This window comes from Acetivibrio cellulolyticus CD2, assembly GCF_000179595.2.
Lineage (GTDB): Bacteria > Bacillota > Clostridia > Acetivibrionales > Acetivibrionaceae > Acetivibrio > Acetivibrio cellulolyticus.
This window is the reverse complement of record NZ_JH556659.1, coordinates 273,316-289,011: the sequence shown is the minus strand read 5'-3', so window position 1 is coordinate 289,011 and position 15,696 is coordinate 273,316. Positions and strand designations below refer to the sequence as shown.

The 15,696-nt window shown below is 35.5% G+C and carries 8 protein-coding genes; 3 read left to right on the top strand and 5 right to left on the bottom strand.

Annotated features, from left to right (window positions below):
- The first annotated feature begins 489 nt into the window (after nt 1-489).
- The 3 genes from ACECE_RS0221285 (at nt 490) to ACECE_RS0221275 (ending at nt 5,840) form a co-directional block, all read left to right on the top strand.
- The gene (locus ACECE_RS0221285; RefSeq protein WP_205410212.1) at nt 490-1,395 is read left to right on the top strand and encodes a hypothetical protein; all 906 of its coding nucleotides are present in this window, start codon (nt 490-492) and stop codon (nt 1,393-1,395) included.
- Between the two features lie 22 nt (nt 1,396-1,417).
- Nucleotides 1,418-2,974, top strand: coding sequence for a stalk domain-containing protein (locus ACECE_RS28475; RefSeq protein ID WP_162862615.1), 1,557 nt, complete (start codon nt 1,418-1,420; stop codon nt 2,972-2,974).
- Between the two features lie 73 nt (nt 2,975-3,047).
- On the top strand, nt 3,048-5,840 hold the full coding sequence (locus tag ACECE_RS0221275; protein ID WP_010250912.1) for a stalk domain-containing protein: 2,793 nt from the start codon (nt 3,048-3,050) through the stop codon (nt 5,838-5,840).
- A 126-nt stretch (nt 5,841-5,966) separates the two neighbouring features.
- Here ACECE_RS0221275 and ACECE_RS28470 read toward each other — a convergent pair whose 3' ends face one another.
- From ACECE_RS28470 to ACECE_RS0221250, 5 genes are all read right to left on the bottom strand, one after another.
- The gene (locus tag ACECE_RS28470; protein ID WP_162862614.1) at nt 5,967-9,728 is read right to left on the bottom strand and encodes a non-ribosomal peptide synthetase; all 3,762 of its coding nucleotides are present in this window, start codon (nt 9,726-9,728) and stop codon (nt 5,967-5,969) included.
- A gap of 112 nt (nt 9,729-9,840) precedes the next feature.
- Entirely contained in the window at nt 9,841-12,498 is a 2,658-nt protein-coding gene (locus ACECE_RS0221265) for a pdpb (RefSeq protein ID WP_010250910.1), read from the bottom strand.
- A gap of 18 nt (nt 12,499-12,516) precedes the next feature.
- A complete protein-coding gene (locus ACECE_RS0221260) occupies nt 12,517-13,722 on the bottom strand; it encodes a macrolide family glycosyltransferase (RefSeq protein WP_010250909.1) in 1,206 nt (401 codons plus the stop codon).
- Between the two features lie 106 nt (nt 13,723-13,828).
- Complete coding sequence (locus ACECE_RS0221255; protein WP_010250908.1) at nt 13,829-14,596, bottom strand: arylamine N-acetyltransferase family protein; 768 nt, start codon at nt 14,594-14,596, stop codon at nt 13,829-13,831.
- Nucleotide 14,597: 1 nt separating this feature from the next.
- The gene (locus tag ACECE_RS0221250) at nt 14,598-15,695 is read right to left on the bottom strand and encodes a 3-dehydroquinate synthase II (RefSeq protein ID WP_010250907.1); all 1,098 of its coding nucleotides are present in this window, start codon (nt 15,693-15,695) and stop codon (nt 14,598-14,600) included.
- Between the last annotated feature and the right edge of the window lies 1 nt (nt 15,696).

Sequence of the window (15,696 nt, the reverse complement as noted above, 5' to 3'; positions counted from 1 at the left end):
ACACGCTTCATAAATTAATTCTGTTACGTGATACAATTATCTTGCTGAAAATTCTAACACAGCATTAAAGTACTTTGTGTGCGTAATACTTGACTATTTCATGAAAAACAAATGCACAATTTCTGCATAATTATTGATATAATTACCAAAATATGATATTATGTGACAATAATTATGTCGCTTTATAAATCAGCTATTTTATCTGGCTTTTTTATAGCTAGAGTGAAGATTTCGCTTATATATAATTAGTTTTACTTATCTTGGGGGATGTTAATTATGGAAAGTAATGCTTTAAATTTTGAAAGTATTTTAAATGTTATTTTTAAAACAACAACAAAAAGTGCTCAGTTTTTCGCTGATTGTTACTTACGGAAAGACATATCTATTATTTCCAGGTGGAAGAATAATACTGTTGTTCCCAAAATTGAAGATTTACGAAAGATTGTTGAATTTGCCGTTAGTGAGTCGACTGGTGTACAGCGTATTGTAATGAAGGATGAAATTATAAAAATTCTTAAGGCTTCTCCATTAAAAAAAGATATACTTGAAGTTATACTCGAAAAAGAGAATTTTGAAGATTTTCTCACAGAAACATTGAGTGCCTTATCAATTGACTATGGGTACATTATTGGTGAAAACAACGAGCTTAAACCTTGCGACAACAAAACACAACAGTATAAAAATAATACAGCTGTGGATTTAGAAACTTACGCAAAATCTCTTCATGATAATGCAGAAGATGTTATCGGCAATTATACTGGTGTAGTTCAATTTGATTTACTAATGCTAAAGCAAAAAGAAAAAGATAACAAAAAGTTTACGGGTAATGCTAAAAAAGATATTGATATCAGCTTCAGCGCAAAGCAAGGTGATTTAAATAAAATCAGTAAATATATGCTTAACAGAATGACAATTGGCATAATTGTTTTAGTATCTATTTCAGGATTTTTAATAGCTCAGGCATCAGATAATAATAAAGGTAAAGGTCCAAATTCCAATGAAGGAGTAATCCCTACGGTTGCAGTTACAACTGCAGCCACCCCAACTCCTGCAGAATCCAAAACATTTGCTCCCAACGATGCAGATATGAGCAAATCAAATAAAACTCCAGTCCTAAAATCTGAAACTTTTGCTGATGATAGCAATATCCGAACCCAAACACCAATACTTACCCCAGCTCCCACCCCATCACCAGCTCAAAAGGCTAAGGAATCTTTAAGTTCCGAAAAGCCAGAGGACAAAAACACTACTACCTATAATAAGGTAATAGATAATAATAATTCAAATACTAGTTCAACCAATACTGGAGTAATCAATAATTATAATATAAACTTCGAAGGAAATGACAATGATTTAGCTGTTGGAAACTCAACAATTATTAAAGAAAATGATTAGGCCCAGGGGAGCTGTGGAAATCTTGAAAAAAATAATGATATATTTGTCTGCAATTTTGGTGCTGCAATTATTTATGGGGACTTTATTTCCATGTATTACACGTGCTAAAGACATCAAAATAACAGTTGATAAAATAGAACCTTTTACCCTTCCAACAAAAAAAATAGGCAACATTCCATACGTACCTGTACGCCCACTATTAGAGGCTCTTGGCTGGGAACTTGTATGGGATTGTACAAATATGACAGTTACATGTGTTAAAGGTGAAGATAAAACCGTTTTTAAAATTAACAGCACTGTTGCCAGCATAAACAATGAACCAATAATTCTTGACAGCCCTCCCGTTATTATTAACGGAGCAATATATATACAGAGTAAAATATTAGTTAATCATTTTGGTACAAGAATACGCTGGAATAAAAAAGACAATTTGATAATAGTGTCAAATAATATTGACTGTGATATTGCCGTAAACGGGAACGGAAATATCGTAGTAGCCGGGAACGGTATGCTTGTAAATATCGTCGAGCCCTATGGAATTGACACTATTTACGACATGTTGGACTATGCAGATAGCCTTCTTGCGAGCAATCTTTATAGTGATGCACTTACAAAATATAAAGAAATCCTGAATGACCTGTCTAAAGAGGATAATCCTGATATTTATGCCCAAATAATGAACAATATTGGCAATGCGTATACTCTTAATGCAGAGAATAAAGATACACTTAATAATATTAATCATGCCATAGATTCATATGAAAAAGCGCTAAAATACTATTTGCCAGAACTACAAGAAACCAAGGCCAATATTACTTATAACAACCTTGGTAATGCTTATCAAATTTTATGGAAGGTTACAGGTAAACGTAAAGATTTGCAAACAGCTATCAGGTATTATCAAACAGCTGCAAACAATAACTGGCCCGAAACTCATCTGCTGGAATATGCATCACTGCAGTATAATTTAGGTTCCGTATATGCAAAATCAGGACAGCAAGAATTGTCCAAAGTGAGCCTCTCTAATGCAGAAGTAATATATACAGACTATTTGAAACTTCATAATCTAAAAGATACTCCTTTACAATGGGCTGTTATTCAGCAAAAATTGGGAGACATATATAGAATTTTATATTCTATATCCCATACAAAAGAAATTTATACAAGCTCTATCAATGCCTACGAAAAATCCCTGGATGTGTGGACAATAGAAAGTTATCCCAAGGGATACGCAAGAGTTCAACAATGTCTTGGTGAAATCGACCAGATAATGCTCTTTACCGAAGACGCCCGTATACAGATAGAGAATATAGTTTTCAGGTATAATGAAAGCCTATCCGTCTATACACTAGAAAAGTACCCTGTCAATTATGCCACAATAAATTATGACCTTGGAAATGCCTATGTACATATGGCATGCAATAAAAGGCAGACAAAATATCTTTCAAATGCTTTAAACTCGTATGATGAAGCTTTAAAAGTCTTTACCAAGGACGATTACCCCGCATACCACCATACACTAACAATTCTATCACTTTTGTTGAAAAGCTATATTAATTTAGGACTGCTGAAAATATAACTTACACTACTATTTTAGTTATTATGTAGAACCTTTAGATGCATAGACAAAATATAAGAGGGGAATGAATATCATGAAAAAATTAATAGCACTACTCATCATACTGATGGCAGCTTCACTTTGTCGGATAACAGTTTGGGCTGACAAGGAAATAGCTAGTGTGAGTATAAATGGTTATCCCATAAGTTTCAACTTAACTCCAAGGCAGATTGACGGTAAATTATATATGCCTGCAAGGGAACTTTCGGACCTTCTCGGCTTCTTAGTAAATTGGGATAACACATCAAAGACAGTTACAGTTACTAAAGATGCCAAAGTAATCTCATTTAAGACAGATAGTAAAAATATGTATGTTAATCAGGATATGACTATACTTAAAAATTCAGTTGTTATTATTAACAGCAGATTATTTATACCTGAAGATGCCTTATATAAAGCATTTGGTATTAAGTCCAATTGGAATGACAAAGAGAATATTCTTTACCTTTCAACTGATACCAGTATAAATATATCATTTGAAGGAAACGGAAACACTGTTGTTGTAGGACAAGCAAATATTGTATGTATAACTGAAAGGTATAGGCTTAACGAAATCAACGATAAAATTAATGACGCAAAAAAATTATTTGATGCCAACAATTTTACCGGTGCAATAAATAGCTATGAGAAAATTCTTAAAAGTATTTCAAGTATAAAAAATCCCAAAGAATATGCTATGGTAAAAGTTAACATCGGAAACACATATATAAAAATGTCTACTATACTAAACAAAGAGGAAAACCTCATAAAAGCGCTTACAGTTTATAAAGATGCTCTAAAGGTCTGTTCACCCGATAAATATGAAAATATTTACGCTTCAGCGCAGAAAGGGTTAGGAAATACATATTTGAATTTTTCATATATTAGAGATGTCCAAAGCAATATATCTATGGCCTTTACAGCCTGTGAAAACGCCTTAACAATCTATTCAATTGATAAATATCCACTAGAATATGCCGAAGTTCAAAAAATTCTTGGACAAGCTTGTTTAACTCTTTCTAGTGTGGAAAACATGCAAGCCTATCTTGAAAAAGGCATTAAATTTTGCAATGAGGCATTAAAAGTTTATACAATTAATGATTATCCTGAACAATATGCATCGGTTCGTAATACTTTAGGAGGTATTTATACGGATTTGGGCAGTATATCTGATGCAAAAGCCAATATATTAAGGGGCTTGGATTCCTTCAATGAAGCTCTGAAAGCCTATAACTCAGAAGAATATCCTTTTTGTTACACTACTATACAACTTAATATTGGTTCATGCTACGGAAAGTTATCTTTAGTTACAGAACGTGAGGAAAACCTTTTAAAATCCATACATTTATACAAAAACTCTTTAGATTTCTTCCAGTACTCAAAGTATCCATATTATTATGCGGCAGTTAACTTGAGGCTTTGTTGTTCTTATAGATCGTTAGCAGAGTTAAAGGACTCCTGGAATAACATTTCTAAGTCAACAGAATACTGCCAAGAATCTTTAAAGGTTTATAATATTGAGAGTTTTCCACTTGAATATGCGTATACTCAAGTACAACTAGGCCTTAATTTCAGTGATTTGTCAGCTATTAATGATACCGGTAAAAATCTTTTAGAAGCTATCCAAGCTTATGAAGGAGCTTTAAAAATATACACATATAATAAATATCCATTAGATAACGCTCAAACCAAATATTTATTAGCAATATGTTACAGGAAAATGTCAAATATCAGCAATTCAGAAGAAAACCTTTTAAAGTCTATTGAGATCTATTCTGAAATATTGAATGTATACACATATAAAAGCTATCCTATAAAATTTGGTGAAATCAATAACAGTCTTGGGATTTCATATAGAAAGCTCTCTGCAATAAGAGGTAAGCAGGAAGACATCTCTAAATCTATTTATCACTTTAATGAAGCATTAAAAGTCGCTTCCTTTGAAGATCAACCCTATAATTATGCAATTATTCAAAACAATCTTGGACTGGATTATATGGATCTTGGAAATTATACAGGTGATGAGAAAATTCTCGAAAAAGCCTTCCAATGTTTTGAGCTAGCTCTCAAAGTATATACTCTGAAAGAATACCCTACGGGTTATGCTATGGTATATTTTAATCTAGGTTCGACATACTATTCATTAGCTGAAGTGAAAGCTGACAACAAGGAATACTTGCTAAAGGCAATAAACTCATACAAAGAAACTTTAAAAGTATATACCCTTGAGGATCTCCCTTTAGACTATGCATATTCTCAATATGCGTTAGGAGAATTATATGTTTATTTGTCAAATTCGCAAAGTAAAGACGAAAATCTTCTACTAGCTCTTAAATCCTGTGAAGAAGCATTAAAGGTTTATAATTCATCAGAATATCCCTATGATTATGCCAAAGTCCTGGTAACTCAAGGAAGCTGTTTACGCGACCTTGCTGAGCTACATAGCAATAAAGACACATTCGAAAAATCCGAAAGAATGTATGAAGAGGCTTTAAATGTTTTAACTGTTGAAGATTATCCTTTAGATTATGCTACAATTCAGATTAATTTAGGCTTGATGTTGTATAAGTTATCAAATCTATATGATAAAGAAAATAACCTGTTAAAATCTATTAATTCATTTCAGGAGGCTATTAATGTAGGAATAGAAACAGAGTTTCCTTTCCAATATGCGCAAACTCAACACTATATGGGAATTTCATATATGGACTTGTCTAAGATAAAGGATAAAAATGAAAACCAGCAAAAGGCGTTAGAATGCTTGAATATAGCCTTAAAGTTCGAAGTAAATCCAGCAGAACAAGAGAAAATCAGTAAATGTATTGAAATCTTGAAAAATGATAGCTAGAGAAGTAATACGAGAAAGATGAAATTCACCAAACGTATATTTTCACTACATTAAATAGTGATCTATACGTTTGGTAAATACTACAAAGAATTCCGCTATAAATAATTATAAGAATGCTTTAACTTATTAATGCATAGCTGAAAGAAAACTTACAGCCCGTTTAAGCACCAAATTCTCCTCACTTTTTATCAATCGTATCTCATCAATAAAATTCTCCATTATGGGCTTGATATATTCGTAGGGCAATGTTTGCATCGGGTTAACATGCTCTTCGGTATTTTCAGCTTCGCAGTCCATTTCAAAAGCCTTAAGCCTGATTGCATTTGCCTTGGCTAATATCTTGGAATATTCCTCAATAAGTACTTCAAGTTCTTCAGTGTCGTTGCATGTTTTGCATATATATTGCAGTCTGTCAATTATCCCCTTTTTATGTTCATAAAGCAGGTGGAAACAGTTGTAATATACAGTAAAGTTTCCGTTTAGCACATTTTGAATGTGCTGTATCAAGGCATCGTGATAATCAATGCCAAACCTGACGGGATCACATTTCTTGAGGTCCTCTGTAGATGCAAAATCATATACAGTTTCATCATTGGCATTTGAAGAATTTAGATATTTGTTCAACTGTTCTCCGAAATACCCCGGACCAAAATCGTACTCTCCCCTTATGTCCTTTGGTGTAAGTGTTTGTATTGCTCTTTCATTAACCCATGTAATGAATTCATTGCAATTCACTTTTCCCTTTTCATAGGACTCTGCGAAATCATTATAATCAAATTCAATATCCGTAAATATCCGTTCACTGTCAAAACCCACTGCCATAATTTTTCTTTGAACATTGTCATACCCATAGACAAGCTGCTGGTGTACAAAGTGTTCCTTCATATATCTGTTTTTCTGACGCAGATAGTACTCATCTACATTAATGATTATATAGTGTCCTGAGTCTATTTTATCAACTATGAACTTTATAATATCTTCTACAGCTTCCAAGTCTTTATATCCATAACAGACCTCATCATATATTTCCGAGTAAAAGTTCATCTTTTCAAGATATTCCAGCCTTATTGTGCCGTATGTATGGGTAGTTGAAAAGACCTGTATAAAATGTCTGTAAAACCAAGGGTAGTTTTTCTCATCACTTAAGACGGCACATAACGGCAATGACCTGTGAAGGTATGTTGTAACGTCGGTTTGCAGATTTATTGGCAGTATCCTTATATCCCGGTTTTTACTTCCACATTTCTTTCCGGAATTGACTTCTAAAAGCTTACATGAGTCAGTTTTCCCCATTGCTTCATCATTAAGCGTCTTTTCATGCACTCCTGTGTTTTTAACGCTATCTGCTATTTTGGATATGGTTCTGAACTTAAATATATCGCTGACTTTTATGTTTATACCCAATTTAGCAGCTTCTGCTGCTATTTTTATAGCTTTTATGGAGTCTCCACCCATCTCAAGAAATCTGCCTGTTGTACTTACTTTATCAACTCCAAGAACCTGCTGCCACACCTCTGCCAGCTTCTTTTCAGTATCATTAGCAGGAGAACTGTAATCATTATCTTCATTCATACGTCTGTCCGGCTCCGGCAAAGCTTTTCTGTTTACCTTTCCGTTTAATGTAAGAGGGAGATTATCCATTTGTACAAAATAAGAAGGTATCATATAGTCCGGCAAGGTTTGGGACAGATGTTCCATCAGCTGTGTTGGTGCGAGTTTTTTGTCACTTGCAAAATAAGCGCATAAATATTTAGTGCCATCTTCTGCTATCCTGTCAATTACTACAGTTTCCTTTACTGCCTCATGTGCCATAAGCTGATTTTCAATCTCTTCAAGTTCTATTCGAAATCCTCTTATTTTCACCTGGTAGTCAATTCTCCCTAAAAACTCTATATTTCCGTCAGGAAGCCATCTAGCAAGATCTCCGGTTCTGTACATAACATCCGATGGAAAATCAGGGTTTAAATCCGACAATTCTTTTTCGAACGGGTTTGATACAAACTTCTCTTTTGTTAACTCCGGATTATTCAAATACCCTCCTGCCAATCCCTGACCGGAAATACACAGTTCTCCGGGAACTCCTATGGGCTGTAAACGGTTATTTTTCCCTACGATATATACCTGAGTATTTGAAAGCGGCTTGCCTATAGGTATCGTCACAGCATTTATATCAATTTTGTCTACAAAATGATATGTTGCGTAAACTGTACTCTCGGTTGGACCATAGACATGAATTATCCTGCCCGGACCCATGTATTCTAAAGCTTTTCTCACATGTGGAATTGAAACTCTTTCTCCGCCAAACAATACTTTTCTTATATTCTCAAAACAGCCTATATTTATATCTACTAACGTATTAAACAATGCAGTTGTTAGAAAGAATACCGTTATCCCCTGATTTTTTATAAGCTCAGAAAGCGAAGGCATATCAAGTATGGTTTCCTTGTTTACAAGAACCAACTTCGCACCGTTTAACAACGCGCCGTAAATATCAAATACCGAGCCATCAAAAGCATAGTTTGAAAGCTGAAGCAAGGTATCCTTGCTGCTAATATCGATATAGTTAGTATTCCTCACCACTCTGCTGATATTGTAATGAGTAATAAGATTACCTTTTGGCTTTCCAGTTGAACCTGACGTATACATTACGTAGGCAAGGTCTGTAGATTTATTAAGCTTTGGAAGGTTTGAACCGTCACCATTGTATAACAGTTCATCTTTAATATTGATCACCTGGATGTCTAAACTCTTCCAGTTTTCAAAAAGCTTCTCTTCTGTCAACAATAAGGCAGCTTTACTATCCTCAAGCATATGTCGTATCCTGTCCGTGGGGTGTCCGGGATCTATCGGCAAGTATGCTCCACCAGCCTTTAATATGCCCAATATACCTATAAGCATTTCCATGGAACGTTCCATCATAATCCCTATTACGGGATTTGATGAAATTCCACCTATCTTTTCCCGCAACAACCTGGCAAGCTGGTTAGACCTTGTGTTGAGTTCCCTATAGGTCATAGCTTTATTCCCAAATATCAGGGCAGTATTTTCAGGAACTTTTTCCGCCTGCTCCTCAAACAACTCACATATTGTTTTGTCCCATGGAAACTGAGTGGTTGTTTTATTAAATTCCGTCAGGATTTGTTTTCTCTCATCCTTCGTAATCAGCTCGATATCAGCAATTTTTATGTTCATGTCCTTTAAAACCTGGCTCAATACATGGGAATACCTATTGGATAATCTCTTTATTGTGTCCTCACTGTAAACTTTTGAGTTATAGGTAATGTTTCCTGAGAGTTTTTTTCCTTCTTTTCTGAATGAAACAAAAACAGCCTGTAAAGCTTCCTCCTCAATGCAAAGTTCTCTTTCGTGAATGTTCTCAAATATCAAAACCGTATTGGCGAATGAGTTTTTATTCTCTGCCATGCCAAGCATCTTAACTAATTCGGCAATTGGATAGCATTGATTTTCATATGCCTCAGTTACTGACTTTGCAACCTTGTTGACCAATTCTTTAAAAGAAATTTCGTCATCAATAGCGTCCCTTACAGGTATAACCCGGTTAGTTTTACAATCCGCACCAAACACAGGTGATGCAACAGTTATATCCTCCTGGCCTGTATATTTGAAAAGCAAAACCTTATATACCGATAACAGCGAAATATATAAATCCAGTTCACTATCTCCGATAATTTCCAATAGTTTATCCACGGTGCTTCTATCAAAGCTTATTTCGCATTTCGCTTTTTCGTATTCCTGAGATCTCATAAAATCAAACGAAAGGCTTGCGCTGCACATTTCCGCAGATAGTTTTTCAAGCCAGTATTTTTTAGCTTCTTCTATCCCTTTTTCTAACAGGACAGTGCTTTTCTTTTCTTTTTCTTTCATCATTTCACACCCCATCTAAAATTCAAGCCTGTCGCATCTTAGATTAAAACAGAGATACACACGACAGGCTCAAAGCGTTAGTTTTTCTGCAAACTTTAATAGTTTTTATCCTACATTATCTGTAAGAATAGTAATTTCCGTTGTTATATACAATTGCTTCACTATAGAACAGTGAGTTGATATCGAAAGTATTTAAAAAGCTGACTAATTCGTCCCCTGCCTTGTCACTGTTATAAATGACAAATAAAGCATGATTGCTATTGTTATATGGGTTTTTACATTTTACTACAGCAAAGTAATCTCCTGTAAATTTGTTCTTCCTATAATTTATATGGTTTTTATCGAATTCAAGTTCTATGTCACTCCATAGAGCCTCAAATTCTGTATATGCCTTGTTCAAATCCACAACATATATGAAGTTTCCCTGACTTAACAAATTCCTGTCAGCTTCACTTTCACAAACCATATTGTATGTATAGTTCAAGTTCTTCTCCTTAATCGGACTTTGCAAAATTGCCGGCAACTTCTTGGCTAAAGCATTTTTACTGTCCTTAAACGTATCAGGCTTCACAATTGTACACTTTTTAAAGTAAAGCTGCTTAATACCCATTAGATTTTCATCTGCACCGATATGATCATATTCCTTTGCAAAACTATCTTCCGAAAGCGTAATGGCATCACACTTCAGTTTTCCATCCTCTTTCACGATAATATGCTTTGAAAATTTATCTATACAGAGCTTTAAATCCATACCGTCTACATGCAATCGAATGTCTCTGCCAAGTTCCATAGCTTCCCTGTCTATCAGAATGCTAAAGGATCTTATGTTATCGGTTTTAATATCTATTGTGTTTTCATCCTTAATTTGAGCTTCTATAGAAGCTATCCTGCTTAAGTCTTCCATATATTCAATCCTGACCCAATATGCTTTGTTGTATATTGGCTCATAAGTCTTATAACGTATGCTCTTTGGATAGCTGATTCTCTTTTCTTTAATTACCTCTTTCATCAGCTTTTCGGAACTAAGCAAGTCCTGATACTCATTATGCGCCAGATCGTGAAAAATCCAGTTCTTATAATTCTTAAAATGCTTTAAAGAATATAAAATTCTTGCACTGTTGAAGGTGAAGTCGTCGACGTTGCAGAATGAGTACAGCATGGTATTATCAAGGTTTTTAATATACTCATAATCAGGATTTTTAAGTTCCAATCTGGCAGTACCTCCAAAGGATCCAACTGCAGAGAACAAATCCGGAAATCTCATTGCAAGATTTATGCTTCTGATGGCACCATTGCAAATTCCTGTTACAAATATATTTTTCCTGCCTACATTAAACCTTTCCGCAACTTCACTTATAATTTTCACAACGTTTACTTCATGAATATAGTCATTGTTCAGCGTACCCCTTGCACTAATACATAGTGCTATTGCATCGCTGAAATCGCCCTGGTTTATAAATATGGGCGGATCGTCATAGGTTGAACCGCCATAACCAAACATCAGATATACCATTAGCGGATAATCCTTTTTTGGGGAATATCCTTTAGGCAAATAAATGCTGTAAGGTATAAAAGTTTCGTCAATACCCAAATCTTTAAACATCATGACACTTGAATCAAACACGTCAAATATTTGCTTCTTGTCCTTACCTTCAGGTAAATAAAGGAACTTCTCAAACTCATAATATTTTTGCAATATCTGCTCAAACATTATGTCGTTTATAAACTCAACATAGCCTTTGATAAGGTTGGTTCCAACATCAGGTATTGCTCTCAATCCCTTTAATGTATTTATAATGTCTTCGCTTAAATCGCCTCTCTCTTCTGCAAGCCTCACCAACCTGCTGGTTTCTTCCTCAAAGTTCCCGCGGTAAATATAAATCACAGAGCTTTCGCTTTCGTTGATTCCCTGAACCGTAACTAGCAAAGCACCTTTGACATCGCTGTCCAGACTTAAATTTATTTTCTTTGAAGTTGAAGTATTGCAAGATGAAACCACTTCGCCTTTTGAATTGATTACACTTACTTGTATTTCTTCTTCATTTCCTTCCTTAAAATACTTTGGCAATACTACAAGACTTATATCCTGATCTTTATCAAATACCGTTCTATAAGGAACAATACGATATGTATTATAAATATCCCAAGAAAACTTATCATCTAAAAACCCGTTATTAAATTCCTCATCCAACACAAGACTATATGGTTTCAAATCTATCGCAAAAGTATCCAACCCCATAGGAGGCATTTTATCTTTTGACCAGGATAACCTTTCTACAAGAATTGTGTTCTGACCTTCGTTGAAATGATACATAAAAAAGGCTTTCTCTATAACATAGTAAGGATTGCTTGAAAATACCAGATTACCATTAATCCATATTCTTATAGGAGTTGGCTGCAATGTGTGAAGGTGTACGACAATATCCTGTTCCTTTGTGCAGTAAACACTGTTCACAAAGTACAGATACTTGTTTTTATCATTGGAAAACAGCTTATGGTGGGCATTATACTTGTAAAAAGCATACAGCTCACCGGAAATATAATACCTCCAGTTACTCTCGGGTTTTTCCTTGGAACTTCCTCCGAATTCATGAGGCATAAGCAAATCGCCTTCTGGAACCAGGTGCGGTTCAATGGCGTCATCTGTAAAATCATCTGCCAATTCACTTTTTACAAGCCATCTATTTAGTACACAAGCTTTGTCTCCTAAAAACTCAACAGGTAAGACAGATCGTCCGGTTAAATCTCTTAAATAATCAAATAATTCAGTCATTATGACCTACTCCTTTCGCTATTCTTCACAGCAACTGCTTACAAACTCCAATATCTCATCGGCACCTATGCTGACTCCCCCTGCATCCTTTAGCGAATCACCAATTTTCTCACTGTTTACTTTAAAGCTCTTGTCCGACAAAACTCTGGTTACAGCTTCCTTCAGTAAATTAGCATTAACCTTATCCTTCTCGATATTAATTCCTGCACCTAGTTCCTCTACCCTGTATGCAACAGCAAACTGGTCAGCATACTGCGGAACCAAAATCATCGGAACATTATTGTAGAGGGCTTCATTTACACTGTTTGGTCCTCCATGCGTGATAAAAATATCCGTCTGTTTTAATACTTCAAGCTGCGGAACATAGGGAAGTACAATAAAGTTATCCGGAATAGATTTAAAAGCGCCGATATCAATCCTGTTACCTATGGACATAACAACCTTCACATCCATATCCTTAAAGGCTTCAAAGCATGATTCATAAAACTCTATACTGTCATTGAATATTGTTCCTAACGATATATAAATGACTTTTTTATCTGCGATTTTTTCAAAAGGAAAGGCCATTTTTTCTTTTCTATCCGCTACTGATATACCTATAAATTTGTAGCTGTCATCAATCCCTTTAACAACAGGGTGAAAATATCTGGAGGTATATACCAGATTGAGCATACCTTCAGCTACAGGATAACCGGAAATAACATCCGGGAATCTTATGCCATAAGTTTCTTCCATTTCCTTTATGCTGTTTAATACATGCTCGAATTCTCCCATAAAGCATTCCAACCCCTCCGGATTGGATGGGGCTTCAAACGCATTTACCAATGTAGTATGTGAACAAATTGTAGGTACATTTAAAGCTTTTCCAATTTCTGCACCTATAATGAACATAGAATCATAAATAACATAATCATACTTTTCTTCACCGCTAAATACCACTTCAAATACACTCTGACAGGTTTTCACAACACGTTCGAGCATTTTTACCGCTTCTTTAACTTCATAAGGCACTTCACTTGCTGAAGTATCTGTGTCCTCATCTTTATCATCAAGATAAAACCTAAAGCTTTTAAACTTAGCCCCGGTTTTTTCAATTTTTTCTCTAAATTCCTCTCCAGTCAGGTAAGTAACCTCCTCACCTCTTCCAATCAATTCTTCGACCAACCCTAATGTTGGATTAATATGTCCGTGAGCCGGCATATTCATAAAAAGTACTTTTGACATTTCAAATATCCCCCTTTTTTTGCTGCTTATTTAGTTTTTTAACATTATAAAAGGTTTGAATTTAGATTCGTAAAATCTTTAGCTAATGTAAACATTTCACAAATCACTAGATTACCAAATTGAAATAATCCTTCAGAACCCTGTCGTATTCCATCTCATCATCTATTATTGCGCTTGTGCTTTCTCCATTGTTCCTTATTTTCAGTTCCTTGCCCGTCAAAGTTATACGTCCACTTTTTGTAGCTCTAGTACAGAATTTTTTCCTTGTAAAAATCGTGTATGGAGATTTGGAACAAAAATAATTTGCCACCATATGGTCTGAAGGATAGCTTTCATCCAGTGTAAAAGAATATAGGCTGCGGTATTCGTCCAAACGCTTATGCTGCAGTATATACCCATGTGTTTCATCACTAATTAATCTGAAGCACTCAGTAAACTGTTTTTCAACTATGCCCTCTTCAAAAGGCAGCGGTGCTATAAGCCCACTGCCTCCAAATCCAACATCAGCCAACCATTTACGCCCCTCAGCTTCAACAAGAAGCAACTGGTGAATCCTTGCATTAATCGAGTTGTTATCGGTAATAGGCCTTCCCATAAGATGGCGGACCTTAAATCCAATACTTTTAAGCAAAAACTCAAACAGAATGTTTAATTCTGAACAGCATCCTCCCCGATTATTTAAAACGATTTTTCTATATATCGAATCTTTATCAATTAATATTTCCTTGCCGCGGATAATATCCAGATTTTCAAAGGGTACGTTAATTGCATGGCAGATATGGAGTCCTTGAAGCGTATCAAATGAAACATCTGTTTTGCCGTTGTAATTTATCCTATCCAGATAGGCCTCCAGGTTTAGTTCATTGCCACCCATATTATTTTTCCTTCAACCTTTCGTCTATTTTAATTCCTACATGGCGTCCACCAGGACAAATATATGTCAATAACTCATCACCAGGCTTGAGTGTAGAAGCATTGCACGGCTCACCGTTTCCTCCGAGTATGCGTATATGCCAGTCATCCTGGACTATAACATTGATGTTTACACCTTCAGCTTCAACTTCAATCTTCAAAAGTGGTCTCAGTTCTGTTTTTACTCTACCTACAGATACTTCCCTGGTATTGCCTTCAGTATCGACGCACAGCAGCCTGCTTCCTGCCTTAAGCTCTGTAAGGTAAGCAGTCATACCTTCGGGAGCCCAAACATATGAATGAACTGCACCTGCATTAACCCTGAAAGGTCTCAGTTCCATATACGGAAGGAAATGTGTCTCAGAACTAACCAGAATACCACCTTCAGATGTTGATCCTATCAGCATGCCTTCGTTTTCCTTCATGAGATTTGTAGTATCTATACAGGATCTATATCCCATTCCTATATGCTGAATATCTACAACTTTGCCTTTAACCAGTTCGAGTTTACCTTTTTCCTCTTTTGACATAAAATTGTTTACCTCCAGAATTTGTTCTAGATCTTCGCTTCTAAACAGAACACCGTCGCTTCCAACCTCCATTACCCCGAAGGCAATCTCAGCTTCCTGTACACTATTAACAGCTTTTAAAATTACCGTATCGGTTTGCTGCAAACGTGCAATCAGCAATTCCAGAGGAATATTTGTGGAATCTTTAAACTCAACTACAAGGTAATCCTGGCAGCCTCCATCCACCCAGGCCGTGTTCATATCCTCCCCGTCATTGATGTTCTGGTGCAGCGCTGTTTTATACCCTTTTGCCTTAGCTTCCCTAAGAATACCCTTGTTTCTTGATAAAACAACAACTTCCTTTGGAAGTTCTTCAATATCCGCCTCGCTATATACCTCAACTATAAGTTTCATTTTATGAGGCGCCTTAATTCTCTCAAGCATATCGTGCGAAACCAATAAATTCTCAAAACGGAGATTGTAAACCAGGGGCAAAACTTTTTCTTCATCTTTCAAATTTCTAGCATCAAACCATACTAATTTTTTACTCATT

What these genes read in the sequence shown, in the direction of transcription:
- ACECE_RS0221285 (WP_205410212.1), top strand. Translation starts at nt 490, where the DNA reads ATGAAGGATGAAATTATAAAAATTCTTAAGGCTTCTCCATTAAAAAAA.
- ACECE_RS0221275 (WP_010250912.1), top strand. Translation starts at nt 3,048, where the DNA reads ATGAAAAAATTAATAGCACTACTCATCATACTGATGGCAGCTTCACTT.
- ACECE_RS28470 (WP_162862614.1), bottom strand. Translation starts at nt 9,728, where the DNA reads ATGATGAAAGAAAAAGAAAAGAAAAGCACTGTCCTGTTAGAAAAAGGG.
- ACECE_RS0221265 (WP_010250910.1), bottom strand. Translation starts at nt 12,498, where the DNA reads ATGACTGAATTATTTGATTATTTAAGAGATTTAACCGGACGATCTGTC.
- ACECE_RS0221260 (WP_010250909.1), bottom strand. Translation starts at nt 13,722, where the DNA reads ATGTCAAAAGTACTTTTTATGAATATGCCGGCTCACGGACATATTAAT.
- ACECE_RS0221255 (WP_010250908.1), bottom strand. Translation starts at nt 14,596, where the DNA reads ATGGGTGGCAATGAACTAAACCTGGAGGCCTATCTGGATAGGATAAAT.
- ACECE_RS0221250 (WP_010250907.1), bottom strand. Translation starts at nt 15,695, where the DNA reads ATGAGTAAAAAATTAGTATGGTTTGATGCTAGAAATTTGAAAGATGAA.